This window comes from Limosilactobacillus reuteri subsp. reuteri, from assembly GCF_000016825.1.
GTDB classification, from domain to species: domain Bacteria; phylum Bacillota; class Bacilli; order Lactobacillales; family Lactobacillaceae; genus Limosilactobacillus; species Limosilactobacillus reuteri.
The window spans coordinates 1851095-1876033 of the sequence record NC_009513.1 but is presented as its reverse complement, the minus strand read 5'-3'; the positions used below and the strand labels follow the sequence as shown (position 1 = coordinate 1876033).

The 24939-nt window shown below is 38.7% G+C and carries 28 protein-coding genes and 1 other annotated feature; of the genes, 14 read left to right on the top strand and 14 right to left on the bottom strand.

The window, feature by feature from the left end:
- Window positions 1-63: 63 nt before the first annotated feature.
- The 7 genes from LREU_RS09490 to LREU_RS09460 all read right to left on the bottom strand — a co-directional run bounded on the left by LREU_RS09490 (window position 64) and on the right by LREU_RS09460 (window position 6641).
- Window positions 64-1386, bottom strand: coding sequence for an MATE family efflux transporter (locus LREU_RS09490; RefSeq protein WP_003669308.1), 1323 nt, complete (start codon window positions 1384-1386; stop codon window positions 64-66).
- A gap of 228 nt (window positions 1387-1614) precedes the next feature.
- Window positions 1615-1947, bottom strand: coding sequence for an ArsR/SmtB family transcription factor (locus LREU_RS09485; protein ID WP_003669307.1), 333 nt, complete (start codon window positions 1945-1947; stop codon window positions 1615-1617).
- Between the two features lie 47 nt (window positions 1948-1994).
- A complete protein-coding gene (locus LREU_RS09480) occupies window positions 1995-2558 on the bottom strand; it encodes a cadmium resistance transporter (protein WP_003669306.1) in 564 nt (187 codons plus the stop codon).
- A gap of 67 nt (window positions 2559-2625) precedes the next feature.
- Window positions 2626-3390 (bottom strand): ABC transporter ATP-binding protein, encoded by a 765-nt coding sequence (locus LREU_RS09475; protein WP_003665035.1) that lies wholly within the window; start codon window positions 3388-3390, stop codon window positions 2626-2628.
- Window positions 3383-4282: an ABC transporter permease gene (locus LREU_RS09470; RefSeq protein ID WP_003669305.1), complete on the bottom strand. Its 900-nt coding sequence runs from the start codon at window positions 4280-4282 to the stop codon at window positions 3383-3385. The genes LREU_RS09475 and LREU_RS09470 overlap by 8 nt, the downstream gene beginning before the upstream one ends.
- Window positions 4279-5274: a tryptophan ABC transporter substrate-binding protein gene (gene trpX / locus LREU_RS09465; protein WP_003669303.1), complete on the bottom strand. Its 996-nt coding sequence runs from the start codon at window positions 5272-5274 to the stop codon at window positions 4279-4281. Before trpX ends, LREU_RS09470 begins: the two co-directional genes overlap by 4 nt.
- A 374-nt stretch (window positions 5275-5648) precedes the next feature.
- Window positions 5649-6641 (bottom strand): C40 family peptidase, encoded by a 993-nt coding sequence (locus tag LREU_RS09460; protein WP_003669301.1) that lies wholly within the window; start codon window positions 6639-6641, stop codon window positions 5649-5651.
- A 397-nt stretch (window positions 6642-7038) separates the two neighbouring features.
- Here LREU_RS09460 and LREU_RS09455 point away from each other — a divergent pair, with 397 nt between their 5' ends.
- Window positions 7039-7263 carry a hypothetical protein gene (locus LREU_RS09455; protein WP_003669299.1) on the top strand — a complete coding sequence of 75 codons (225 nt, stop codon included), beginning with the start codon at window positions 7039-7041 and terminating at the stop codon, window positions 7261-7263.
- A 69-nt stretch (window positions 7264-7332) separates the two neighbouring features.
- On the opposite strand, the gene LREU_RS09450 is transcribed toward LREU_RS09455, so the two are convergent.
- Both LREU_RS09450 and LREU_RS09445 read right to left on the bottom strand, forming a co-directional pair.
- Window positions 7333-7512, bottom strand: a complete 180-nt coding sequence (locus LREU_RS09450; RefSeq protein ID WP_003669298.1) for a hypothetical protein — start codon at window positions 7510-7512, stop codon at window positions 7333-7335.
- 30 nt (window positions 7513-7542) lie between these two features.
- Entirely contained in the window at window positions 7543-8439 is an 897-nt protein-coding gene (locus tag LREU_RS09445) for a DUF3278 domain-containing protein (RefSeq protein WP_323058802.1), read from the bottom strand.
- A 284-nt stretch (window positions 8440-8723) separates the two neighbouring features.
- Here LREU_RS09445 and LREU_RS09440 point away from each other — a divergent pair, with 284 nt between their 5' ends.
- The 4 genes from LREU_RS09440 to LREU_RS09420 all read left to right on the top strand — a co-directional run bounded on the left by LREU_RS09440 (window position 8724) and on the right by LREU_RS09420 (window position 12906).
- The gene (locus LREU_RS09440) at window positions 8724-8933 is read left to right on the top strand and encodes a hypothetical protein (protein WP_003669295.1); all 210 of its coding nucleotides are present in this window, start codon (window positions 8724-8726) and stop codon (window positions 8931-8933) included.
- A gap of 941 nt (window positions 8934-9874) precedes the next feature.
- Entirely contained in the window at window positions 9875-11416 is a 1542-nt protein-coding gene (locus LREU_RS09430) for an ABC-F family ATP-binding cassette domain-containing protein (RefSeq protein WP_003669292.1), read from the top strand.
- 40 nt (window positions 11417-11456) lie between these two features.
- Complete coding sequence (locus tag LREU_RS09425; protein ID WP_003669291.1) at window positions 11457-12236, top strand: putative ABC transporter permease; 780 nt, start codon at window positions 11457-11459, stop codon at window positions 12234-12236.
- A gap of 76 nt (window positions 12237-12312) precedes the next feature.
- Entirely contained in the window at window positions 12313-12906 is a 594-nt protein-coding gene (locus LREU_RS09420) for a glycoside hydrolase family 73 protein (protein WP_003669289.1), read from the top strand.
- A gap of 72 nt (window positions 12907-12978) precedes the next feature.
- Here LREU_RS09420 and brnQ read toward each other — a convergent pair whose 3' ends face one another.
- On the bottom strand, window positions 12979-14364 hold the full coding sequence (gene brnQ / locus LREU_RS09415; protein ID WP_003669288.1) for a branched-chain amino acid transport system II carrier protein: 1386 nt from the start codon (window positions 14362-14364) through the stop codon (window positions 12979-12981).
- Between the two features lie 51 nt (window positions 14365-14415).
- Window positions 14416-14655, bottom strand: a binding site (T-box leader).
- A 63-nt stretch (window positions 14656-14718) separates the two neighbouring features.
- A complete protein-coding gene (locus LREU_RS09410) occupies window positions 14719-15954 on the bottom strand; it encodes a DUF2325 domain-containing protein (protein ID WP_003669286.1) in 1236 nt (411 codons plus the stop codon).
- 135 nt (window positions 15955-16089) lie between these two features.
- On the opposite strand from LREU_RS09410, the gene LREU_RS09405 reads away from it, so the two are divergent.
- The gene (locus LREU_RS09405) at window positions 16090-17169 is read left to right on the top strand and encodes a DHHA1 domain-containing protein (RefSeq protein ID WP_003669285.1); all 1080 of its coding nucleotides are present in this window, start codon (window positions 16090-16092) and stop codon (window positions 17167-17169) included.
- A 186-nt stretch (window positions 17170-17355) separates the two neighbouring features.
- On the opposite strand, the gene LREU_RS09400 is transcribed toward LREU_RS09405, so the two are convergent.
- Window positions 17356-17640: a hypothetical protein gene (locus tag LREU_RS09400; protein WP_011953591.1), complete on the bottom strand. Its 285-nt coding sequence runs from the start codon at window positions 17638-17640 to the stop codon at window positions 17356-17358.
- Window positions 17641-17867: 227 nt separating this feature from the next.
- On the opposite strand from LREU_RS09400, the gene LREU_RS09395 reads away from it, so the two are divergent.
- Complete coding sequence (locus LREU_RS09395) at window positions 17868-18860, top strand: Rpn family recombination-promoting nuclease/putative transposase (RefSeq protein WP_003669281.1); 993 nt, start codon at window positions 17868-17870, stop codon at window positions 18858-18860.
- 49 nt (window positions 18861-18909) lie between these two features.
- Here the strand turns inward: LREU_RS09395 and LREU_RS10720 are convergent, their stop codons facing one another.
- Window positions 18910-19062, bottom strand: coding sequence for a hypothetical protein (locus LREU_RS10720; protein ID WP_353527391.1), 153 nt, complete (start codon window positions 19060-19062; stop codon window positions 18910-18912).
- Between LREU_RS10720 and LREU_RS09390 the strand changes: the two genes are divergently transcribed.
- From LREU_RS09390 to LREU_RS10495, 4 genes are read left to right on the top strand one after another with little or no spacing between them, the layout of a single operon-like run.
- Entirely contained in the window at window positions 18989-19924 is a 936-nt protein-coding gene (locus LREU_RS09390; protein ID WP_353527390.1) for an Lreu_0056 family protein, read from the top strand. The two genes, LREU_RS10720 and LREU_RS09390, sit on opposite strands and share 74 nt — an antisense overlap.
- Before the next feature lie 30 nt (window positions 19925-19954).
- Entirely contained in the window at window positions 19955-20275 is a 321-nt protein-coding gene (locus tag LREU_RS09385; RefSeq protein ID WP_003669279.1) for a DUF7671 family protein, read from the top strand.
- A gap of 5 nt (window positions 20276-20280) precedes the next feature.
- Window positions 20281-20964: an NAD(P)H-dependent oxidoreductase gene (locus tag LREU_RS09380; protein WP_011953590.1), complete on the top strand. Its 684-nt coding sequence runs from the start codon at window positions 20281-20283 to the stop codon at window positions 20962-20964.
- A 2-nt stretch (window positions 20965-20966) separates the two neighbouring features.
- Complete coding sequence (locus LREU_RS10495; protein ID WP_003669277.1) at window positions 20967-21140, top strand: hypothetical protein; 174 nt, start codon at window positions 20967-20969, stop codon at window positions 21138-21140.
- 291 nt (window positions 21141-21431) lie between these two features.
- On the opposite strand, the gene LREU_RS09375 is transcribed toward LREU_RS10495, so the two are convergent.
- The gene (locus LREU_RS09375; RefSeq protein WP_003669276.1) at window positions 21432-21803 is read right to left on the bottom strand and encodes a DUF488 domain-containing protein; all 372 of its coding nucleotides are present in this window, start codon (window positions 21801-21803) and stop codon (window positions 21432-21434) included.
- A 62-nt stretch (window positions 21804-21865) separates the two neighbouring features.
- On the opposite strand from LREU_RS09375, the gene LREU_RS09370 reads away from it, so the two are divergent.
- Genes LREU_RS09370 through LREU_RS09360 form a run of 3 tightly spaced genes read left to right on the top strand, consistent with a single transcriptional unit; the run spans window position 21866 to window position 24936 of the window.
- On the top strand, window positions 21866-22498 hold the full coding sequence (locus LREU_RS09370; RefSeq protein ID WP_011953588.1) for a DNA-3-methyladenine glycosylase: 633 nt from the start codon (window positions 21866-21868) through the stop codon (window positions 22496-22498).
- A gap of 3 nt (window positions 22499-22501) precedes the next feature.
- Entirely contained in the window at window positions 22502-23647 is a 1146-nt protein-coding gene (locus tag LREU_RS09365) for an AAA family ATPase (protein WP_003669274.1), read from the top strand.
- Window positions 23644-24936, top strand: a complete 1293-nt coding sequence (locus LREU_RS09360; protein ID WP_003669273.1) for a vWA domain-containing protein — start codon at window positions 23644-23646, stop codon at window positions 24934-24936. The genes LREU_RS09365 and LREU_RS09360 overlap by 4 nt, the downstream gene beginning before the upstream one ends.
- The last annotated feature ends 3 nt before the right edge of the window (window positions 24937-24939 follow it).

Genomic DNA, 24939 nt, shown 5'->3' with positions numbered 1-24939 from the left:
AAAGGCTTCTAACGTTTGAAAAATTTAAACGGGAGAGGCCTTTTTTGTATGTCTAAATCTATTTTATTTAAAACGTGGGCGATAACAATAGAAGAAAATAAGTGCCAGGATAAAGGTTAAACAATCAGAAATAGCCTGAGCAGCAATGATTCCAGTATAACCAAATAATTTTGCGGAAGTACTAATCACTACCCCGAAAATCAATCCCTGACGACAGAATGAGAGCCAAAATGCAGGCGTTGCTTTTCCCATTGATTGGAACATGGTTGTAAAAACAAGAATGATACCAGCAAGAGTAGTCGAAACTGATAGCCAGCGAAGCATCAAGGCACCTTCTTTTACTATTTGGGGATCATTCATGAAAATGCGAATAACCTGGGGAGCAAAAATGAAAAGAATAATAGTGAGCATAAAGGCAAGACTAGCAACAACTTGAATATCAAATTTAACAACTTTATTAAACCGTTGCTCATCTTTAGCGCCATATACGTATCCGATCAAGGGTTGCGCGCCGAATGCAAAACCAACCATTACCATATTAATGATCATATTTGCTTTCATCGCAATCCCCATGGCAGCTACACTATCCGCGCCATGAACAATCAAGTAACGATTAGTTAACGCAACCGCAAACGTTGCCATAATGTTAGTAACCGAGGCCGGGATTCCGATAGCGTAGATTTCAAATTGGAGTTTCCAGCCGATTTTTGTTTCATGAATTGAAGTCGTCAGCTTTTTACTCTTTGTTCGCAAATAATAAATCATTAAAATATCGCCAATAACAGCACTTGTTACAGTAGCTAGTGCGGAACCAGCAGCGCCGAGCCCACACGTGAAAATAAAGATCGGATTTAAGACAATATTAATTCCAGTCCCTACCATACTAGCGATCATCGACTGAATGGCTAGCCCTTCTGTTCGTAAAATATTAGTTGGTGAAAGGCCAAAAATGATGAAAACCGCACCCCAAGCGATCACCAAGTAATATTCACGTGCATATTTCCAAGTGGCAGGAGAAGCACCCAATAAATGTAAAATTGGTGTTTGAAAGATAATCATTATTGCAGTTACGATGATTCCACAAATAATCGGTGCATAGAAGCAATAGCCACTGACAAAACGTGCTAATTTATCACGGTGCTCACCGAATAAGCGGGAAATAACTGAGCTACCGCCAAGGCCAAAGATATCCCCAAGAGCAATCATTAACGTAAAAATTGGTGCTCCCTGAGAAACACCGGCAACTAAATTGGGATTCCCAGTTTTGGCCACGAAAAAAGTATCAACCATGTTATAAATCAAGGTTACAGCCATGCTTAATACAACAGGTAAGGCCAGCGTAAAGTATGCCCGCTTGATTGAAGAATGTTCAAATAGCTCGTCCATTTTAAATCTCCTTTTAACAATCTGCTAACCATTTTACGCTACTCAGAATACAAAGTGAAAGACTGATTATTTTATTAACTTTTTATGCAAAAGTCCAAAATTATTGGTTTAGATCTTGTAACTGCCTTTGCTAGTCTCTTTGGTTCTGGAAAACGAAAGAGTGAAAAATAATCAATAACAAAAAGAGTGAATAGGGAATATCGTTAATAGTTGTTTCCTGTTCACTCTTTATTTATATAAATTTCGGGGATGTGGTTCGCCCTTTATTTCGTGTTTAACGTGTTTTAGCATGTCATCAATCATTTCAATAACATGAGGATCATCTAAAGCATAGTAAACGCGTGTCCCTTCTTTATGGCGACTGACTAACTGGTAACGATATAAAATACCGAGCTGTTTTGAGACGATTGGTTGCGCAAGATAAAGATCATTAACGATTGTTTTAACATCAGCTTCACCGTCATAGTGCCGAAGATAATACAAGATGTTTAAACGCGTACTATTGCTTAGAACTTTATAAATTTTAGCAGCTTCATCAATAAAGGCTTGTATGGAAGACAATGGTTGCTGCTCCTCCTTTTAATCGGTTTAGTAATTATTATACTAAACTAAAGAAGGTGAATAAGGTGGGTAATTAATCCACTGTCCCAAAAAACATAACAACCAACTCCAATGTAAATAACCTTCATTAAGGTTTCACTATAACGTTGCATTGCTTGCTTAATTAGTGGAATATTACCAATTCCCTTAATGAGAATCACGATCGCAATTGAAAGGACTGCGATAAAAAGAAGTGCCTGAGTAAATTGCTGGAAGGTAAGATTCGTTAAAATTGGTAAGAAAATTGAGAGGTTACAACCAGCGCAAACTGCCAGATAGGTTATTAAGGTGGTAATAATTGGACCGTGCTTTTCTGCATGAGTTGGGTCTTCATCGTTGTCGTGCAGAGCCATGTAAATTGGCAGGATCCCTAGTATTCCTAAAATCCATTCAGGGAGGAAAATGGCGAGAGTTTTTCCTAGTAAAAAGCTGATGGTAACCAGAACAAGAAGGGCACCAAGATAGCCAATGATTACATCACGAAGGTTATACCTTTCGAGTAAAAAGATTAAGATGAAAAAGAAATCGAGGTTTACGGCAAGAAATGTGATAAAAATAATCCACCAATTCATAATTAGGTCTCCTATATATCAAATTCGATATACTTAATATATATATCGAATTTGATATATAGTCAAACTATCCTTCAAAATAAGTATAAAGTTTCTCAGGGGTAAGCGATTTTCGTTGCTCTGCATTAAAATCTGCTTTGATTTCACCATCTTTAAGCACGATTAGACGATTTCCATACTCTAAGGCATCTTCAAGGTTATGGGTAATCATTAGGGCAGTTAAATGATCTTTAGTGATCCGTTCATTAGTAGCGTGTAATAGATTTAAACTTGTATGAGGATCAAGAGCAGCGGTGTGTTCATCCAGCAAAATAACGTCAGGTCGTTTGATTGTTGCCATTAAAAAGCTTAATGCTTGCCGTTGTCCCCCGGAAAGGGCGCCAGTAGCTGTATTCATGCGATTCTCAAGACCGTTATTCATTGTTGCAGCTAGCTTGGTGAAACGGTCCATATTACTTTTGAGCTTCCGGGGAATAAGATGGCGACGTTCACCACGTTTAGTTGCTAATAGCATGTTTTCAGCAACTGTCATTCGTGCAGCCGTTCCCAGTTTCGGATCCTGAAAAACACGGGATAAGAAAGCTGTTCGCTGTTCTTCTGTCGTATTGGTAATATCTTGTCCATTATGTAAAATTTTTCCTTCGTCAGCGTGTAGGTTTCCACCAATGACATTAAAAAGGGTCGATTTACCAGCACCATTTGTTCCAACGATCGTAATGAAGTCTCCCTCGTTGATTTTAAGGTTTAAGCCCTTAAGAATAGTGGTTTCACTAGATGTGCCCTTATTAACGATGGTTTTGACGCCCTGTAATTCCAAAATAGGTTTATTCATGAGGCCGGACTCCTTTCAAAATTGGCTTTTTAAGGTGAATACGTTCTTCAAGTTGTGGTAACATCATGCAGATTGCAAGGACAACTGAGGAGATAAGGTTGAGGTCGTTGGCAGAGAAACCAAGTTGGAGGACGGCAAGTAAGATGATTCGGTAAATGATACTACCAAGAGTAACGGCGACAAGTCGCTGGTTAAGCGTTAATTCACCAAAGGATACTTCACCAATAATGATTGAGGCAAGGGCGATAACAATCGTTCCAATCCCCATATTAATATCAGCGTATCCATTATTTTGAGCAATCAACGCACCACAAAGTCCAACGATCCCATTTGATACCATTAGACCGATGATGACCATTGTGTCGGTATGAATCCCAAATGATTTTGCCATCACAGGATTATCACCAGTTGCGATAAAAGCCTGCCCATAGTCAGTTGAAAGGAAGAAAACCAGGATTACGGTAATAATCGCAATCGTAACTATTCCCAAGAAGACACTATCAAAGTATTGGGGTAGACTTCGCATGAATTCGCCGCTAAAGAGAGTCTTTTGACCAAGCAACGAAACATTTGATTTACCCATAATACGGAGGTTAACGGAGTAGGCGGCGGTCATAGTTAGAATTCCGGCTAATAAACTTGGGATTTTTCCTTTAGTGTAGAGCAATCCAGTGATCAAACCAGCGAGCATTCCCGCCCCAATCGCAATTAAAGTTGCCAGAAAGGGATTAATGCCATGTGTGATTGCAGCGACAGCACTGGCAGCCCCAAGAGGGAAAGTCCCTTCAACAGTCATATCAGCAAAATCAAGAATTCTAAAAGTCAGGTAAAGACCAAGACCAAGTAAAGCCCATAATAGTCCTTGACCGATTGATGATACGATTAGATTCATTTGTAAACCTCTCCTTTCGTTTCTGCATCCTTTTCAAATTGAGCGGGAATTTGTAAATTAAGTTTTCGAGCCTGTTTAATGTTGAGAACAGGAGTCCCATGCTTCATGTATTTAATTGGGGTATCAGCTGGCTTTGACTTGCCTTTGAGGATTGCGACCGTCATCTTTGCACCTTGGACACCTAGAGCGCGTTGGTTAACACTGTAAGTTGCAACGCCACCTTGCTTAACCATTGTGTCAGTTGCTGGGAAGACTGGTTTGTTAGCGGCATCGGCATTCTTAACTAAGGTTTGCATTGCCCCAGCGATCGTATTATCTGTTGGTACAATTACTGCATCAACCTGGCTAAGCATTTGTTCGGAAACCTGGTTTAAGTCGTTACTGTTGGCAATTGAATAAGCCTTTAAGTTAATATTCATCTTACGACATTCACGCTTGATTTGGTGGTAACCGGCTACTGCTGAAGCATCACTTGAAGTGTAGATGACTCCCAGTGTTTTCATTCGCGGCATGAATTGCTTGATCAAATTGAGTTGTTCGCGAATTGGTGCTTGGTCAGATACTCCGGTGATATTGCCGCCAGGGTGTTGATTATTTTTAACTAGTCCCGCTGCTTTTGGATCGGTAACAGCACCAAGTACAATTGGTGTTTTGGTAGTAGAATTAGCTAATGCTTGAGCAGCAGGGGTCGTAATTCCAAAAAGAACAGTTGAGTTATCATCAACGAGTTTTGAAGCCATTGTTTTAAGATTACTTTGGTCACCATTCGCGTTTTGATACTCAATCTTGATATTCTTACCGTTGTGGTAACCTTCCTTTGCTAATTCATCAACATATCCTTTGTAAATTTCATCTAACGCTGGGTGGTGCATTAAGGTTAATACACCAACTTTTGGAATTCGTTGCTTAGTTACGAACCCATTGTTTTCCCTAAAAAATGCGAAACAAAGGAAAGCGATAATAATTGCAATTAAACTATACATTCTTTTCATCTAAAATCTCACCTCACAAAATAATAAAAAAACGAGAGCCCACATGACGGACCCTCGCTTTTTGAAAGGCAAAATAAAAGTCCGCATGTGGATCCATGCGGACTGAAATGAACATCAAACTCAGCCGGCACAGATGCAATCTGTTCTTCAGGTCGCATCCATGACGAAACAACCTGAATTACCGGCTTTGCCAACGAATATTAACGTTGATAGTTTGATATACGTTCATTATACTTACTCCCTACATAATTGATTGTTGTTAAGTATAACCAATGATAATAAAGCTGTCAATATAATTATTAAAATTTGCTAAGAAAAAAGAGTAAGGTAGAAGAAAATCCTCTATCTTACTCAATAATTATACTACTCGTATCCTAGTTCATGCTGATGTAGAAGCTAGGAGTGTAGTAGTTGATATTACCAGTTTGAACGTTTTGACCTGGTGTAGGAGCTTGGATGTAACCACCATTACCAGTAGCGATTGCAACGTGGTAAGGAGCACTATCTGGACCCCAGAAGTAAAGGTCACCACTTTGAGCGTTTTGGATATCGTATTGGTGGGTACCAAGGTTAGTTTGTTGGTAAGTAGTCCGGTAGTTTGAACCAAGACCATATGCATATTGAACTAATCCTGAGCAGTCAAATCCGCCTGGTTGGTTACCACCCCAAACATATGGAGTACCAATTTGTGCTTGAGCAACGGCAACCGCATTAGCAGTAGAACCATTACCTTGACCAGCAGCAGTACTTTGAACAGTAGTGTTGCTTTGTGGAGTAGCGACTGCTTCAGTAGCAGCGTATGTAGTTTGTGTTGGCGCTGCAGTGTTAGTAGTAGCCGCTAAAGTAGTAACGTTGTTGTTAGTATTTGCAGCACTAGTTTGAGCAACGCTAATAGTAGCAGAAGCAGCACTTACTTGGGCTGGAGCTTGGGATGCAACACTAACTTGAGCAGCAGTATTGTTATCAGAAGCAGATACGACGGTTGTTGGTTGTGCTTGGTCGGCTACGTTGCTTGCGTTTGTGGTAGAAACAGCTGGCGTAGTTGATGCAGCGGTTGTTTCAGTAGTTTCAACGGCTGCTTGACTAGCAGTAGCGTTATCAGTTGCAGTAGGTGCAGCAACAGTTGCGGCAGCAGAAGCAGTACTGATAGCAGAAGATGGGATAACTAATTGTTGACCAACGTAAATTACGTTAGGGTCAGCTAATTGGTTAGCAGTAGAAATTGAATCAACAGTAGTAGCGTATTGTTGAGCAAATCCCCATACTGTATCTCCTGATTGTACTTGAACTTGTGTATCAGCACTTGCGGTGTTAGCAACAGCTAATGCACCAGCAGCACCTAAGGCAGCAGCAAGGACTTTTGACATTGTTTTTTTCTTAGCGATAATTATTCACTCCTGAATTATTATTTATTTTTCTTTTATGCATGCAACTAATTTGTGCACTCTTTTACTATATGATGATATTGTGAAGAAGATATGAAAAATCTCTTAAGGGTGACGGTTGTTACATAATTGTTAAATTGCTGTAATAATTTTCTCCTCAAATTATTGGAATAAAAATTCTCTATACGCGACAAAGCGCTGTGACTGCGGCGTATAGCAAAAGTGGTTGGGAATTAATCTTAGGTTGTTTTTCTTTAACTAAAATCAATTCGATCAAATTTTTTATTCCTTATAAATTAAGGAGATATTGTTAAGGTATCTACATTGGCATATGGTATTATGACTAGATACAATTATTCTTCCTGAGAAAGGAACTATTATGACGAAATCTAATGATAAGATTCAAAAGGAAATAAAAGAGCTTAGAAGCGATTTTTACATTTATTCATCTTTGATAATACTAACAATTGCTGGATTTTGTTTAAGAAATATGATTCCATGGAGCTGGTTAAAAGCAATTATTAATTTTTTGTTTATAGGCTCTGTGTTTGAATTAGGGCGCTCAATTGATAAATATTTAAAATTGAGAAAACAACTAAAATGAAATCGAGAAATGTGTTAGTCAAAATCAATATCAAGTTGAAATTGACGGTCAAAACTAACTTTTCAATTATTATTTGTCATTGAAAAGCTCCCTCATTGCGTCATCAGTATTATCAAAGGTTTTTGCAGTATCTGGAATAATTCCTTTTTCTTCAGCATACGCACGAACTACTGCCTTTCGAGTTTTGTCATTGAAAGTGATGTATTCAACTTTGGAGCATTCTCTTATAAGTTTATTATTGGGTTTCATAATGTTGCCTTCCTTTTTTTGTAAATATGATTACTTATGCATTAACAGAAGACTAGTAATAACGATAATAATAAATAAAACTAACCAATATTTTTGATGTAAGTGATTTTGAGTTACCTTTTTGTCATTAGGATCGCTTTTAATTTGATGTATTTCCCAAGTACCCATCAATATTCCGTAGACAATGCCGCTGAAAATAGCACTACTAATTGTAGAAGATTCTGTAAGTAATGGAATTAGTGCTCCTCTATTAGGCAGCCAATCTATAAGTATTGTTAATCCATATATTATGAAGGCAAAATAAATTCCTAGGACAATAGCTCTTTTAATAAATTTTTGTTTAGTTTTGCCCTCCTGTTTGGCTTCAACATCAATTTCTGTTAAATGATGTCGTTTAGTTTCATATAGAATATAGCCTGAAGAAGCGAAAACAGTTAATAGTAGGACGCTTACTACGATATCAAGAGTAAGTTCAGAATTATTAGTATTAAGCATTAAAAGGCTAGCAATAAAACTTAATAATAGATTTATTGATAATAAAAATATGGCAATATTATTACCGATTCGATTGAGTTCATTGCGGCGATATTCATCTAATGGTCCATGAATACCGTAAAACCACTTAATGATTTTGGTGCTGATTGTTTCTTTCATCTGTATGTTCCTCCCAAAATACTTAATATCATTACTCTCAGAATCGAAATAGGAAAACATGGCATGAGCGTGAATTTCTGTGTTTTTACCCATCAAGCTCACAAGTTCTAACATACCTTCTTTGGTATGAAGTAAAAAATCATGCTTTTCAGGAATATATGTCCCAATTACAGCTTTGCCACATGCCTCTAATCCATAAAAAGTTGCTGAAGAAATCTCATACTTTTTGCAGGTAAGAAGTATAGAATCTAATATTTCTTCTCCTTTGTCTATTCGTAGATAAATCTTATCTCCTAATTTCTAACTTTCTTTAAATTTTAGAAAATTCTTTTTATAACGCAAGTAGGTACTTGAAAGTATAATTCATTGTGAAACAATTTGCTTGGTTATGGATTATTTTATTAGTTAAGTTTTTACCATGAATAATAGAATAAAACTAAAAAAACAACTTATTTAAATATGCACTAACATTATTTAATGATTCACATCGTAGGAATATAAAAAGTATATACAGAATTAGATTTACCCGATCCAAGTAAATTAGAAGGTGAGTTAAATTGGCAACTACCATATTAATCTGGGGTGTAGGAATTTTCTTCTTTTGGTTTGGCTGGGGAATATATCGCCGAAACAAGAAATTCTATCGGTTTGTTGCGGGAAATATATTTGGTGACAATGATGCTTCAGTTGATAAACACCATAAGGGATTAGCTATCCTTTACTTTTGTTTTGGTATTTTTGTTCTTTCGATGCTTTTTTGGCCATAGTATGTTTAAGATAAATTTAATAGCATAATTGAAAACATCTTGGATGAAGAAATCTAAGATGTTTTTTATATAGGTATGTACTTCTTTAACTTTAGAAATAAAAAGAGCGCTCCTTTAGCACCCTGCTATACCAGTATGGATAAGTAATAATAAGCCTAAACAAAAAACGCCCGCCACAAGGACAGACGCTGGTTTAATTCTGCTGAAATGCTAAATTACTTTAACAGCTTATGATAAGATTAATCAAGTATTTTCAGCTGTCGTTTTGAAATCGGTAGCAATAGGAAAGAAACTATGCAGCTGTGCAAATTGGGTCAATTATTACAAATGGATCCTATTTTTTGCTTTTTGCAGCATAAACAATTAATATGATGGCGTTGATTATCATAAACAAAATGTACGAGTAAAATACCCATCCTGATACATTGTCCCAATACTTATCAAATACAATTAAGCCAATGAGAAATAAACAGTTTAGTGCTGAGCCAATTGTTACTACTGAGTTATTGTCGAAGTTCATGAGGTTACTCCTCTTTAGTGATTTATTTAATAGTATCAAAAGAGAAGTAAAAGAACTACCACAGATCTGGGACATGAAAAAATTGATTAGTCTGATTTGCAAGATGATAAAATAGTATTGTTACTTTTCTACGTTAGCTTATATATATCAGTTAATGTTTTATCTTATGAGTTTGTTAATTTAACTTTGGCTCTAATACCACCAGTATGTAATGTACATATCTTTATTTTCATATATAGTGTTTTATTAACTTATTATCGGAATCATAACTTCTGCCTTGGAAATTTTTGGTTTTGCATGAGCAGTAGAAAATAACTTACTTGCTGGAATTATCCCAATAAATTGAAGCTCGTGCCTAAAATATGATAGTATGGATAGCAGTTTTAGCTCGTAATAAGTAAGAAAAAGAGGAGAGAATATAATGGCAGTATTAGATGTTGAAGGACTGACGATGAGCTATGCCGATAAAAAGCTCTATGAGGATGCCAGCTTTCAACTAGAAAAGCACGAACATATGGGGATTGTCGGGCAAAATGGTGCCGGGAAGAGTACCTTGATTAAAATCTTGATCGGGAAAACCCTCCCAGTCGATGGCACTATCAAATGGCAAAAAGGAGTCAAGATTGGATACTTAGACCAGTACGTTGATATTCCAGCGGGGATGACCTTGATTGACTTCCTTCATACTGCTTTCACGGAACTTTATCAACTTAATGACCAGATGAATAAGCTTTATGCGGATTATGCAGAAAAGATGGATGATGAGCTCCTCACCAAAGCAGGCCGAATTCAAGAAAAACTCGATGCTAATAACTTCTATGAAATTGAAACGGAAGTAGAGCGGGTAATGAACGGTTTGGGATTAACTGATATTGGTAAGGATCATGTTATTTCTGAGATGAGTGGGGGACAGCGGTCAAAGATTATCCTTGCCAAGATGCTATTGGAGAATCCAGATGTCATCTTACTAGACGAACCGACAAACTACCTTGATACAGCCCACATTGAATGGTTAATCGACTATCTTAATGATTTTGATGGTGCCGCAATGATCATCTCTCACGACTATGATTTCCTTGAACAAGTCACGAATACTATTTGTGATGTATCATTTGGTAAAATCACTAAGTACCGGGGAAGCTTCCAACAAGCAATGCGGCAAAAGGAAGAGCGCAAGGAAGCCCAAGAGCGGGAATATGAGAAGCAGCAAGTAGTCATTGAAAAGGCGCAACGGTTTATTCGGAAAAACAAAGCTGGTTCAAAATCGACTATGGCTAAGTCACGGGAAAAGATGCTTGCGCGAATGAAGAAAATTGATCCACCTGAAGATAATCTAAAAGCAACTTTCCATTTTCCATATGAAAATACTGGATCAGCGAATGCGTTGCGGGTAGAAAAATTATCAGTTGGTTATAACCGACCACTACTGGCACCGGTAACTTTCTCAATGACAATGGGTGAAAAATTATTATTCACTGGATTTAACGGGGTTGGTAAGTCGACTTTGATCAAATCGATTTTAAAGAAAATTCCAGCGTTGGACGGAAAAGCAACTTTCTCCCCATCCGCCCGGATAAATTACTTTGATCAAGATTTGGAGTGGGATGACCCAACCCTTACACCACTGCAAACAATTCAAAATATGTTCCCAACGATGCAGCCACGGACGATTCGGACAAAACTTGCGCGTGCCGGAATCAACGCCGCCAACACGATGAAGGAAATGAACCTTTTGTCTGGGGGAGAGCAGACGAAAGTTAAGTTGGCGATCCTTGAATTAACCCCATGTAATTTCCTCATCATGGACGAACCGACAAATCACCTGGACGACGAAACTAAGGAAGGGTTGAAGAAAGCCCTGCAAGATTTCCCGGGAAATTTAATTTTAGTTAGTCACGAACAAGGATTCTTTGAAGGATGGCTTGATAAGATCCTGAACGTTGAAAAACTTAGCTTGAAATAGAAATATATGAGACAATGAATTCAAAAAGGAGGGGAAACGAGTGCCCTATTCACTTCCTGAAATCATTGTCTTATTTTTTACCTATTCATTTATTGGCTGGTTATGGGAAACCTGTTACTGTTCAATTAAGGACCATCATTTTGCCTACCGGGGATTCTTATTTGGCCCTTATTGTCCAGTATATGGATTTGCCGTTACGACGATTTTGATTACTACCTATCCGTTCCAAAATAATATTTTTCTGCTATTCGTAGTAGGGTTTATTGTGGCTTCGATCTTTGAGTATGTAGCGAGTTGGCTGCTCGAAAAACTTTTTCATATGAAGTTATGGGACTATTCGCATCTAAAAGGAAACATTCAAGGAAGAGTTGCTCCCCAAATTTCATTTTTCTGGGGGATTGGCGTTGTATTGCTGGTTAAGTTTGTTCAGCCATTTATTCAGCGGATTATTAACTGGGAAGAATCATGGACTCACGGGATGCTTGCCCTAATTATCGTCCTCGTGATGGGAACTGACACTATCCTCAGCGTTATTAGTGTGGAAAAATTCCATATTACAACTCAGCAATGGGATGAACGAGCAGCCGCGTACAGAAAGAAACTGCTGGATCGACTTGAAAAAGCAGCTCCTAAGGATAAATTGGCAATTAAAGATCGCCTTCAAGATTGGCAACGGCACTTTGCTCAATATCTAAACAAAGAGGGAGCTGGCAAGCAACTAAGCTGGAATCATCGCCGGCTAATCAAGAGCTTCCCTAAGATGAAGATGACTGATAGTAAATACTTTAATAACTATAAAAATGATCTTAAAAGTAAATAAGATTATTGTAAATTCTCGCTTTCTTATGGTGAAGTGGTTATAATAGCGTCAAATTCATAAAAAGGAAAGACACATCTTGAAAAAAGAAACAAAAATCATTTGTGGAAGTGTGCTTGCGTTTTTGATTATTTTATTTGGGATTGTGGCGATTATTATCCACGAATCTCCCCAAATTCAACGTGAGACCCACCCAACAGATATAACCGTCAATGAATTTGTTCGTCAGATTGCACCAGCTGCTCAACGTGAACAGAAGAAATATCATATCCCGGCTAGCATTACGATTGCACAAGCAGGACTTGAATCGAACTGGGGTCGGAGCCGGTTAGCAAATAAATACAATAACTTATTTGGAATCAAGGCTAATAGTGACGACGAAAAGGTGCAAATGTATACTACCGAAAATATTCGTGGTAAAAATGTTCAAGTAAAACAATACTTTACAGTTTACAATAGCTGGGCTGATTCAATTAATGCGCACACATTGCTCATTGTAAATGGAACGGTTGATAATCATGCACGTTTCCATGGAGTACAAACAGCAAAAACTTATCAACAGGCAGCTTACGAATTACAGCGGAATGGTTACGCAACCGATCCAGATTATGCCAGCAAGCTGATCTATGCGATTAAGAAGTTTAATCTTGCCCAATACGATAATGTTAAATAATAATTTAAAAGCGTGAGAAACGACTCTTGTAATGAGCTATTTCTCACGCTTTTTTAACCTATAAAACACTTATTAATGTACTTCACTTTGCATACTGGTGGAAGCAACCCGTTGATGACGGTACCAGTGAACTAAGAGACCAAGGACTAAGCCGACAAGTGCTGGAACAAGCCAGGATAATCCCATACTTGCAAGTGGTAAGTTATTTCGCAAAGCAGCAACAGATAAACCAAATGAACTTTGGCTAACAACCGCTGGGAAAGCAACAACCATATCACCGAGAGCTGGTACAACGGTGAAAAGGACCACGAAGAAGTAGACAACGCCATCACGGTTAAAGAGTGGTGATGTCACAGATAAAAGGATAAGCACCATTGATAATGGGTAAAGGAACATTAACATTGGTGTTGACCAAGCAATGATTTGGTCTAAGCCAAAATTAGCAGTAAGGAAAGAGGCAAGGCAACTGAGAGCAAGCCATGCATGGTAGCTAACCTTTGGAAAGTGCTTATGGAAGTCTTGAGCAAAAGCAGCAACTAAACCAACAGCCGTCGTTAAACAAGTGACAGTTAACAAGAATGCTAGTACAACTTGTCCGAATGCACCGGCATAAGCATTAACTAATTGGTTAAAGGCAACTCCACCATCTGGGGAAACTTTGAAACGACCAAGAGACATTGCGCCAAGAAGGATTAGTAATAAGTAGATAAAAGCAACGGCACCCATTGAGAGGACACCGGCTTTAGCAACAACCTTGGAGACATCCTTTTCAGTACGTTGGCCCATTGAACGAACGGCAGTAACAACTGTAACCCCAAACGCAAGACCAGCAAGAGCATCCATAGTGTTGTACCCTTCAAGGAATCCGTTAGTGAGTGCACCGTGAACATAAGCACTAGTTGTAGGTGCAGTAGCAGGGTTACCAAGCGGACGAGCGAAACCGACAACAAAGACAAGGAATAAAAGGGCTAAGAAGACGGGATTTAATACTTTTCCGATATTAGCTAGGATGTCATTTTCCCGGTATGAGAAGAGGAAGGCCGCCCCGAAGAATAATGCTGAGAATAATAGCAAGGCAAGGGATTGATATTGTTTATCAACGAATGGGGCAAGCCCAACTGTGAATGAGACAGTGGCAGTTCGTGGGGTACCGAATAATGGACCGATCGTAGCGTGGATAAGAACCATGAATACTAAGGCAAAACCAACGCCAAGCGGACGACCGATATCAAAGACTCCTTCTGCACGCGTAACAGCAACGGCGAGAACTGATAGAAGTGGTAAAAGAACTCCAGTAATCAGAAAGCCAACTGCAGCTGGTCCCCAATGACTACCAGCTAATTGACCAAGGTGTAACGGGAAAATCAAGTTTCCGGCCCCAAAGAATAAACCGAAAAGCAATGATGCAACAACTAAATAGTTTTTGAATGTTAACTTGCGCGATGTTAAATCTTGCATGTTTTCTCCTCCTAATCTGATCCCAACAAAAAAGTCCCTTAGCCAAACTGGCTAAGGGACGCTGAGCGTGGTACCACCCTATCATTGTACTGCTATTGCTAACAATACCTCACACGTACGGCCATAATGGCGATACGCTGACACGATAATGGGTGTAACCACTACAGCTTACTGGTATTTAAGCTGTAGACTCGAAAGTGATTTTCAGTTAGAGTTAAAACTGTCTCCTCACACCAAACGAGACTCGCTGAAGCTATCGTCTAACATACTCTTCTTTCTCATTGCGATCGAATAATTAAATTGTTGTCATTAATATTAACCTATTTCTCATAAAAGTCAACAGTAAATTAAAAATTATTTATAATTTTTCAAATCTTCGCTGCTTTCGGCGTATGCAGGATCACCATTTAATGCCCGGGCAATGGCTCGCTCAACAGCAGTATTAGAAGTAACATTTGCAATGGCGAGTGGCTTCTCATAACGTTTAGCGTGATGATTGGCGAGTTGACTAATCCGATGGTGAATTGCATCGATGCAGACAATCACAAAGTCCGCATCCCGAATTTCACGTTTTAATTTACTGCTGGAAACTTTTTCTTCTGCAGACGCGTCTAATCCGCGGAACAGACCGTGGTGTTTATCGACGACTGGTTTAAGACCTTTAACCTTGCTGCGGATTCCGGTAATAACAAGTACCTTTCGTTGGTGAAGGTCATAATCAAGTTTCTTTTCATAATCATGACGAGGATTAGCAGGCTTTTTAACAACTTTTGGTTTAGCTGGTTGCTTGGTTGTATCATAATCTTGCTTTTCATGAATCCAGCGAATGGCGCCATCTTTGGCATCAGTTAGGCCATTTCCTCGATCATAGTAGGCAAAATCAATAACCATTCCAGGCTTAATATCGCGGCCCGGGTACTTAAAAGGATCAATTACAATAGTATTCTCTGGCGCTTCATCCACGATTGAATTTCCCTTAATTGTTTTACTCAGTTGAAGGACATCAGAACCGGGCACGCGTTTCAATTCACCATATTCAATCACATTGACTTTTTCAGGAGTGTAATCGCTAAGATGGTCACCGGTGATCCGCCGAATAACTGGAAGGCCACGGACCTTTTGCTCATAATCGAGTTGGGCAATGTCCCCATCTTCAACAGGAAATGGTAATGCATGCAGAATTACTTCCGGGTAGTAACGGTGATTAATCTCGGCACCGCTTAATTTCCGGTGTACTAAGTAGCGGTTGTCGGCTGCTAGGCGTTCTTCTTCGGTGATTTCTTTTGGTGCTTCAACTGAAGAAGATGTAGCGGAGCTTGTTATTGATGTTGACTTTTCTTCATCATTAGCTGGACCGGTAAGCAGTGACTTCAATGTTTTGCGTGCTTGCGGAGGCAACTCGTTTGATGATTGAACTTTGCGTTGAACAAACCGAGGTGCATTTTGTTTAACGGGTTTGCTTTCCTGATAATGATTTAAAATATTAAGAATGGTGGTAAGACTCCGCTGTGTCTGCAGTAAGCTTTGTGGATCATCAGCGGTATTATTTAAGAGGTCAATCAATTCTTGACGATAATCATAAACTTCCATATTGTTTTCCTTTCTTAAAATAAGTTACTAATTTCAATGATAGCAGTTCGTTAGCGTGATGTCAGTAATTAAGTGTGGTTTAGCCGATTTTCTACGGTATAATAAGAAACAAAATCAGAATTGCGAGGATCGAAAATGGCACAACGGTTAATAAAATTATTTTCCCACAATGATTTAGATGGATTCGGGGCTCCATTATTATTAAAAACACTACAACCAGTAATGTTTGAAGACACAGAGTTTGATATGACAAACTGTGGCGCTGGACGAATCGATGAAGAATTAAGTCGATGGATGCAAACAGCAGAAGTAGGGCGATTTACAGATGTTTACATCATGGATATGACGCCAGATAGTGATTATTCATTTAAGTTATTGAATGAACGTTTCGCTAATCATTGGCTTGTCTTTGATCATCATGAAAGTGAAGCAGAACTACGACAAAAGTATGCGGCCAATAGTATCGTACCTGCTGATCCAACAGTTAACCCAAGTGCCACAAGCTTGGTATGGGATTGGTTAAAACAACAATCGTCTTTTGCGAAGGTTGATGAGCAACGGCAAAAAGATCTTGCTTATCTTGTGGAATTGATTCGGGCATATGATACTTGGGATTGGCAAAATGATCCAGAAATGAATGAGCAGGAACGAATTGATGCCGATAATCTTGATCAGCTCTTTTGGTTTTACCCCCTCCAAGATTCGGAAGAGTTTGTCCAAAATGTTTTTAATACCAGTTGGCAACAATATCAGGAAGAAAATCGGTTGTTGATTCGGACCCTAAACGAACGGCGGGCAAAGTACCTTAAGAGCCATTTGAAAGATGTTTTAATTACAGATATCGATGATCATAAGTTTGGGGTCGTATATGCAAGTGACTATAAATCTGAAATTGCCCACGAATTATTAGTGCAACATCCAGAAGTCGACGCGGCCTTGGTAGTCAGTCCGGTTAGCGTGTCGCTTCGAAGCAACGGAAAGTTAGATGTGGCTAAATTTGCTGAAAAATACTTTAATGGTGGCGGTCATGCTGATGCAGCAGGTGGCCGATTAACGGTTAATCCGATTGAAGTTGGTGAACAAGCAGTCATTGATGACCTTAAGCAGACGATCACCAATCAGCAAAATGAACAAAAATCAAATGAAAGTACGCTTGCCGATAATCTTGATCCCGAAGTAGCAGCAAAGATGGCAGCTTTGTTTGGGAAGAAGTAAGTGTATTTTCAGTGTATAGTAATAAATTGCTTTTATATGTTTTAGAATTTAAATAGTTTAAGTCATCAAGCCGGAAAATTGAGAAGAGAGTGTGGAAAAAACTGAAGTTTTTTCCACACTCTCTTCTTTTTTACTAAAAAGAACCATGACCCTAAGCCATAGCCCTGTAATTGAAAAGTAAATCAATCATGCGGTTGTGTGACCGTTGTGGGTAACGTTATTTTCACGATAACCAAAGTAGAATTGGATAGCAGCAATTGCAATGTTGACCCAATTCATTGTAAGGAACCAGCCATTAAGTACGTTGCCGTCGTGTGTCATGCCGTAGTATACCCAAAAACCAATTACGATAGCACATACATTAATCCATGCGAATGTCTTTTGTAGAATTTGATTGTTAAGGGCAAACCACATCCATACAACGTTTACTACAAACCAGATTGCAAGAATCCAAAAGATAACGTCGAACATAGTATTACTTCCTTTCAACATCCTATCTACACATACCATAGATAATACCTAATAAAGAAGATTTACTTTTCACTCTCTATTATAGTCGAATCTTATCCATAGCCAAAAGATAAAGCATTATTAATATGCATTAATGATACATTGGAAAAATATTGAGTAAAAAAGTGCAAATCCTTGTCTTTTACGTATATATCTTTATAGAACTATCTAACAGGAGGGTCATAAGGATGAATGAATTCTTGCGTAAAAAGTGGGAGATGGCAGGCTTAGCCGATGACTATATCTTCAATAAGGTGATGCTTGATTATGATATTTGTTTAGAAGTTTTACGTCGGATCTTACCGGACTTGCATATTAAAAAGATTAAGTTGCCTAATAATCAGCAAGAGTTTGCTGTCGCTCCTGATGCTAAGGCAGTGCGTTTTGACATCTATACGACCGACGAACAAGGTAACCATTATGATATTGAGATGCAAGTAGCTGACCACCACAATATCGCTAAACGAATTCGTTATTATCAAACTGCCAGCTCAATGGAGGCTTATGATAAAGGACAGCCATATGAACAAGCTGATGATTCCTATGTGATTTTCTTCTGCAATTTTGATCCATTCCAGCTTGGCCAGCAACGTTATGTATTACATAAGCATATTGATGAAATTCCCGAACAAATTATAGAAGACGGACAAACCGATATCTTATTTAACGTCCCTTCCTTGCGTCACGATGTTGATCCTAAGATGCAGGCGTTTTTAGATATGATTGCCCAACGAAAAGTTGAAGCAACCGATCCGCTTGTCGTAAAATTAAAGGAGAGAATAGCAGTTGTAAAGCGGAATCGGAAATGGAGGTCGGAATACATGCGACGTTCAGTATATGAAATGGATCAAGAAATGCGCGAGAAAAAGATTCGTGAGGGTGAACGTAAGATACGGGATGGCAAACGTGAACTTCTAGAAGGAAAACGAGAGCTTCAAAAGGGAAAACGAGAGCTCCAGAAAGGTAAACGTGAAATTAAAGAAGGTCAGGATCGACTTAAAGAAAAAGAACAGCTAATTCAAGAAAGAGAACAAAAACTACACGAAAATCAGCAGACAATAATTAAAACATCTATTTTGGCAATGAGAGAGCTGAATATTGATGAAACAACAATCAGAAAAGAAATAAAAGAAAAGTTTAACTTGTCAGACAAGAAAATTAAGGATTATTTTGCTGAATAAAATGAGAAGGAAGTCTCCAAATCAATCATGGAGGCTTTTTAGGTAACTCCTAAAGATTAAGGTATAATAAGGCTCTAAGTATAAGATCTGTGGGGAGTATCTTTATGAGAAAAATAGCACTAATTTTGATGCTTTCATTGACGATGATGGTCATGGTGGCTTGTGGAAGAACATCCTCAAGTACTAATGGATCAACAAGCAGTGTGACTAGTTCTTTATCGAGTACACAACAAACAAGGGATGATGCAGCACTAAACGCTGAACGATTAACGCCTGAGCAGATTGCTGCGCTTGTGTTGTATTATCGGGATGCGCATATGCCAGGAGCGAATGATTACGACTATTCTGCTGATATGGAAAATAACAATCAGGGAGCAACGGTTAAGATTTATGATAAAGAGGCAGTGCCTTGGGGAGAGGGACCTTCTACTAAGACTTATCCTAAGGACGCCAAAGTTTTATACACGATTAAATTAACTTCCGCAAGTGATGAAGATGGCGATCGTTTAAATTCAACCTACTATACAATCGTCGGGAATAAGGTTTACTATGCGAACAGTAGTAACGGTATTCGCAAAACAGGAGTAACACTCGCTGAAATGGTGACGTATGCCAAAACTCATGGGGAAGTTAACCGTGTTTTGAAAGTGGCAAAAAATACCCAAATTATTGATATGCGTGGTAAAGTTACAATTACGGATAAGGATGGATTAACTACTCAGCAGCTAGGAACATTAGTTGCATTGTTAAAGAACCCTGATTGGTTTAAGGCAGGAGTTCAAAATGGTGAAATGTATTATGGAACACATTATGGTTATGGTGAAGTTGCGGATTATCAATATGTAACAACACAAGGGGATCCGACTAGCTATATTTGGTTTAAACGTAAAGGCAATGATGTCACAATTAAAATGATTGAACCAACTGAAAATCAAAGTGTGGCAGGGGCACCAATGACTACTACGCATACCACTGTTACGAATTTGATAAATAATTACTACACAAGTGAAGACCAACAGGATGAGGTTAATACCTATGCGGACCAATTAAAAGCGGAACTGTAAAATTAGATTAATTATTAAGAAGGATATATTATGAGTAAAAAAGATAAGTATGATGTTCAAAAGTTTACCGGAATTCCCGTGGAAACAGATGCTAGTGGAAAGTACCAGTTAAAGTTTGACCAAAATGGCGAGGCAAAATTACATACTTGGCGGACTGGAAAACATACTAAGGGAAAATTTAATCATCCAGGTCAGTTAATGCTGACGGAAAATAACTTGACTGTTGTAATTCTAAAAGCAGAACCAATGGCTTTTAAGGATCGTCATAGTGAAACGCCGCTGCAACGATTTTTAACTGTCGATGTTACAGAAGATGTACTGAAACAAGGTCTTGTAGAATTAAAGGAGTGAAATTGATGAAAACACTGGTGATAGTGGCGCACCCTCAACTTGCAAATTCATCGACTGAATCGTTTTTAAAGGCAGCCGCTGATAATGAAAATAACGTTATGTGGCATGAATTAAAAACACCTTTTGATATTTCTCAAGAGCAGGAATTACTTAAATCAGCAACCCGAATTATTTTTCAATTTCCGCTGTATTGGTATAGTGCGCCAGCAATCTTAAAGCAATGGCTTGATGAGGTATGGAATTCACAACTTACAAGTAGCTATTTGCTAAAAGGCCGTGAATTGGGGATTGTTACGACGGTTGCTCATTCTGCCTCTGCCTTTCAACCAGGCGCCAGTCAAGGATATACAATTGCTGAAATTTTACGACCATATCAGGCTTTAGCGCACGCAATGGAGATGAAGTATTTACCACCATTACCGATCTATCAATTTGCCCAACAGAGTGAAGAAGAGCGACAGTTATTATTTATCCACTATCAGCAATATTTGACCTTAGATAAATTCTTGCATTTTAGCGATCAGACGCAATGGTTTATTGACCACCTTAACGTTAAAATTGCTCAAGAGTCAGATCTTCTTCAACAAGCTAAATTAGAACAATTATTGGCACTTTTACAAGACCAACAAGAAGAGCTAGATGATTTACACACTTCTATCGGCTGGCTACGAGAAAAAGAGGATGACTAAAAATGAATGAGAATCAACAATGGGCACATGAAGAACTAACAAAATTAATGAAAAATAGCCCAACATATGAAGATCAAGCTTTTTACCGGGCGTTAGATCAGTTAATGCTTAAACAAGCACAACGCCTAGTCAATGCCGCTGGTGAGCTTGATGGTCGTAGTTGGGCTGATAAATAATTGATTTAAAAATATAAAGCAGAAGTCTACCTACCACTTCAATAATAGACTTCCACCTTATCAGATAATTGTTTCAAAATGAAACTAGGGGGTTATTGATACCCGTAATTCTAATTGCACGATTAGAAAAGGTCACTAAAAAAGCTTATAAAAAACCTTTGAGATAGCGCTACCTTCAAAAGGTTTTTATATAACTAGATCAGTGAAACAATGGGTAATAGAGAATTATGAATAAAATCCTCATATTTTATTATAAAACAAATTATTCCTAAAAAATACAAAATTATTGATTTATATTAGTTGTAAATCTTTTCGAAGCTTGTCAGCAAGAATAACTGCTTGATTATGTTCTTCATCTTTTGCCCCGTAAAGGAGAATAACGTTTTGGCTTGGCAACTGACTTTGGACAATTGCCTTTAATGAATTATAGTAAACAGGATTGTTGGTTAATTCTGCTAGATAACGTTCTTTGAATTCTGGATAGCGAGCCACATCATGACCAAACCATTTCCGAAGCTCAGTACTGGGTCCGACTTCTTTGAGCCACTTATCAAGATGTGCATTTTCTTTTGAAATCCCGCGTGGCCAAATGCGGTCAACGAGGATACGATAACCATCTAAATCAACAGGTTTAGTATAGATTCGTTCAATTTTTAGTTCCATCATGCCAATCTCCTTTAATTAGTGTTATGTTTAGGATAGTTCTTTTTAGGAGGAAAATAAATATGCTAACAAAATATCAACAATTTTTTACTGGACGGCCCACAGTCGAAATTGCGAAGGATCTTTTAGGGAAACTAGTAAAATACCAAACTAAAAGTGGAATCATTGGTGGTTATATTGTTGAAACAGAAGCATATTTAGGAGAAAAAGATTCTGCATCGCATGCTTTTAACGGACGACGCACTGGCTACTCGGAATCTTTGTATGGGATGCCCGGGAATATCTACCTATACCAAATCCGTGGACATTATTGTTTTGATATTGTGGTTCAGGATGCAGAAGAACCTCAAGGAATTTTACTTCGCGGAATAGAACCGGCGCTAAACATCGATAAAATGATCGAAAATCGGCACATGTCAGGGGTAAATATTACTAACGGTCCCGGTAAATTAGTACAAGCTCTTGGAATTCATTCACGAGACTTAGACGGGCAGCCAATGGAAACAAGTCCACTAACGGTTGATTTACATAATTATAAAATTCCTGGAGAAATAGCTATTTCTGCGCGGATTGGAGTTAATTTAAAGGGAAAGGACGGGTTAAGTCCACGCCGCTTTTATGTAAAAGGCAATCCCTATGTATCAAACGTGAAAAAACAAGACATGGATCTGGAATGTCATGGCTGGAAGGGGTAAATAATGGCGCTAACTTATCAACAACTATTAACGGCAGTTCCTGTTGTTCTTGATGCGGGTAATGTTCCGAATATTGTCGGGGATGCGGGCATCGGTAAATCTGCTTTAGTTCGTGAAATTGCTGCTAATCTGAATGCGGCATTATTTACTACGGTTGTCAGCTTAAGTGAAAAAGGAGACCTTGCAATTCCGGTTCCTCCCTTGACCAGCGAATCCTTTGTTGAAACGAAAAATTACGGTCGCCTTGCAAATGTGAAATTTGGTTACTCTGAAACTTTGGTCAGCATTATTAAGTATGCCGAAGCCCATCCTAATCAATCAATTATTTGGTTTTTAGATGAATTTAATCGCGGAACGCAAGCTGTTCAAAGTGAACTAATGAACCTTGTCCTTCAACGAAAGATTAATTCTTTGCGGTTGCCTTCCACAGTGCGGATCATTATTGCGGAGAATCCCGATTCTACGATGACAGGTTTTACCGATCGTGAATATGGTGTTGCGACTGGGGATGCTGCAATTAAAGATCGGACAGTTCGTTTAGTAATGACGAGTTCGACGGCTGAATGGTTAAAATGGGCCAAGACCGCTGGAATTAATGACCTTGTTTCCGCCTATCTTACGCAATACCCTGAACAATTATTAGTTATTGATCCGAACAATGAAGATTTGGCTCCCACGCCACGTGCTTGGGAAAGAGTTTCCCGCAATCTTGATCAATTACAGGCGTTAGATCAGAAAATGCAAAAAGAACTTGCTGCAGATATATTTAGTGGTGACTTAGGTGACGAAGTAGGGGTGGCCTTTGCTCAGTTTGTCCTTGCACAGGGTCAAGAGCTTACAGTAGCGATCTTGAAAGATGCTAAAAATGGCAAGGAGCAGTTTGAAAATGCTGATGAAGCAACCAAAATTCAAGTATTACGGTCATGGCTCAGTCCTAAGTTGGCATCTGAAGAAGAGGCAGCTCTATTTATTAAGTATCTCCAATTAGTTAGTGAGGATGGTCAGTATGCGATTGTTCAAACAGTTGGTGAAGATTTCATTGACCTCTTGCAAGCAATGTATGAACAAGCCATCAAACATCCCCAAGGCTCTGTAGCGCAACTTTATCAATATTTTGCGGAGGTTGCGACGCGTGGTGATAATCGATGAGTTTAGGTGACTTCCTGGCACGGTTACATCAAAATGACGGAAGCGATAATCATGTAACGTCCGCACAACAGATTAGGAAGGCAATTATTAGCATCCTTCAAAAACAGCGCCTTTTCGGAGAAGTGTTATTACAACTTCCACGAGAGAATGATTTACAGTTACCCGCAATGATGGGATTGAGGTGGGAAGACAATCACCTTGTACTGGTTATTAATCCAGAAAAGTTAGTGCACGTTCGTAATGATGAACTTCAAAGCTTATTAGAACATGAAGCCCTTCACCTTATCTGGATGCATCCATTACGTTATGCTTCTTATCCTCATCAAGATTTAGTCCAGATTGCAACCGATGTAGCGGTAAACCAGTATTTAACTGAGTCACCCCAGGGAACAGTAACCCTTAGCCAATTGGAAAAGGTTCTTCGTCAAAAGCTAATGCCAAAATTAGATTCGCAGGATTATCTCAATATATTAGAACAGCTGCCTGCTGAACAACAAGAAAAACTACATCAGCCAGGCCTTAATTTGAATGGCAGCAAACAAAAGGAAAATGCAACGGCAGATGAGGTTAAAACAGCCGATACTCATAACGGCTGGCAGGAACCTAAGACAAGTCAACAGGTCAGCAATCAGGTCGTACGCTTAGCGAATATTAAGCGGATTTTGAATCGTTCTTGGAAGCAAACCCCGCAACGAGATCGCGGTTTATTACCAGGAAATGTAAAAGCACAGTTGCAAAAAGCGCACCAAACCAAAATAGTTGATTGGCGGCAGGTTCTTAGGCATCAGTTTGGGTTGATTGCACGAGGACAAGTTAATTCGCATGCTCGCTTTAATCGCCGGCAACCATTGCGAATGGATTTGCCTGGCAAAGTTACGAGATTGGATCCGGCTGTTGACATTTTTGTTGATAATTCCGGATCAGTCACCGATCAAGAAATCGTTCAAACACTAACGACGCTTGAAAAGATGCTTAAGAAAACGAAACTGACAGCTAACGTTTACTCGTTTGATGCCCGGGTGACTGCCAAGCAAAAACTACATGATGGTAAAAAACTTGATTTTAGACGAACTGGTGGCGGGGGTACAAGTTTTCAATGTGTTTTTGACTATCTCCATCTGCACCACCTAACTAAACGAAATCGCATAATTATCATTATTACTGATGGGTGGGGAGAGGAACGAATCAATAATTATCATTATCAAAATGTTTATTGGCTAATGATGACAAAGGCTAATCAATTATCAGTAAAAGAGCCACCGGGAAGAGTATTAGAAATGAGGGGATAATTG